The sequence below is a fragment of the Acidovorax sp. KNOB132 genome, from assembly GCF_057541515.1.
The window spans coordinates 1-1,199 of record NZ_BAAJYT010000541.1 but is presented as its reverse complement, the minus strand read 5'-3'; the positions used below and the strand labels follow the sequence as shown (position 1 = coordinate 1,199).

Annotated in this window: 3 protein-coding genes; 1 reads left to right on the top strand and 2 read right to left on the bottom strand. The window is 73.6% G+C overall.

Annotated features, from left to right (window positions below):
* Both AC27IO_RS24485 and AC27IO_RS24480 read right to left on the bottom strand, forming a co-directional pair.
* On the bottom strand, positions 1-376 hold a 376-nt coding region (locus AC27IO_RS24485), incomplete at its 3' end, for an antibiotic biosynthesis monooxygenase family protein (RefSeq protein ID WP_498741247.1).
* Positions 373-768, bottom strand: a complete 396-nt coding sequence (locus AC27IO_RS24480) for an NIPSNAP family protein (RefSeq protein ID WP_498741246.1) — start codon at positions 766-768, stop codon at positions 373-375. The genes AC27IO_RS24480 and AC27IO_RS24485, both read right to left, overlap by 4 nt.
* A gap of 156 nt (positions 769-924) precedes the next feature.
* Here AC27IO_RS24480 and AC27IO_RS24475 point away from each other — a divergent pair.
* A partial coding sequence (locus tag AC27IO_RS24475) for an ArsR/SmtB family transcription factor (protein ID WP_498741245.1) occupies positions 925-1,199 on the top strand: 275 nt, incomplete at its 3' end.

The window sequence follows — 1,199 nt, the reverse complement described above, 5'->3', positions numbered from 1 at the left end:
ACGCGGGCGAGCGCCCGCGGCTGGCGCTGCTGCCGTCGTGAACCGTGCGCGAATCGGCTGGCGCCTGCGCGCGCTCGTTCAGCCCGTAGTCGCGCAGCACGGCCGCCACGCGCAGGCGGTAGTCGGCGAACACGCCCGCGCGACCGGCGGCCTGCGCCTGGCGGTGGCTCTCGCACTGGCGCCACCGCGCCACGGCGGCCTCGTCGCGCCAGAACGACAGCGACAGCAGCTTGCCCGGCTGGCTGAGGCTCTCGAACCGCTCGATGGAGACGAAGCCGTCCATGCGCTCCAGCTCGCAGCGCAGCGAGGCGGCGGTGTCGAGGTAGGGCTGGCGGCCTGCGGCGCTGGGCACGACCTCGAAGATGACGGCGATCATGCGGCGGCTCCGGCGGCGGGCGGCTCCCCTGGGGATGCCAGCAGCGACAGCGGCGGGTGCGGCGGCAGGGCGGGGCGCTGGAACGTGCCCTCCACCACCTCGGCGAACGTGCGCTGTTCGCGCAGGATGAAGCGCTGGCGCTGCGCCCGCTCGAAGTTGGCGCGGCCTTGCGGGTCGGTCCGCAGCCGTGCGCGGTAGGCCTCGTAGGCCGCGAGGCTGTCGAACGCGATCAGGCCCCAGGCCTCGTCGTTGGTGCCCTCGCTGGGCACGAAGTAGCCCAGCAGGTGGCCGCCGCAGCGCGGAATGATGTGGCCCCAGTGTGCGGCGTACTCGCGAAACGCGGCGATCTGGAAGGGGTCGAGCTGGTAGCGAATGAAGCAGGTGAGGGCCATGGAGGGTTCCTTGAGTAGATGGTCGGGGGCGAAGGCACAGGGCCGGCGGGGCGCCGCATCCGCACGGCATGGTGGCCATTGGGCCGCGTTCCGCGGGGTCGATGCTTCGCCGTGGAACGAAGCATCCCGGCCGGCGCCTGCGGCACACTGGCCGGCATGAACACCAACCAGATCGCGCACATCGCCGCGCTCGTGGGCGAGCCGGCGCGCACCGGCATGCTGCTGGCGCTGATGGACGGGCGGGCGCTCACGGCGCGCGAGCTGGCCGATGCCGCGCACATCACCCCGGCCACCGCCAGCCGGCACCTCGCGCTGCTGGTGCAGGCACGCCTGCTGTCCGTGCAGAGCCAGGGCCGCCACCGCTACCACCGCCTGGCCTCGGCCGAGGTGGCGCGGCTGCTGGAGGGGCTGATGCAACTGGCCGCGGGCCA

Excerpts from the sequence above, each read along its gene's own strand:
- AC27IO_RS24480 (WP_498741246.1), bottom strand. The coding sequence starts at position 768 with ATGGCCCTCACCTGCTTCATTCGCTACCAGCTCGACCCCTTCCAGATC.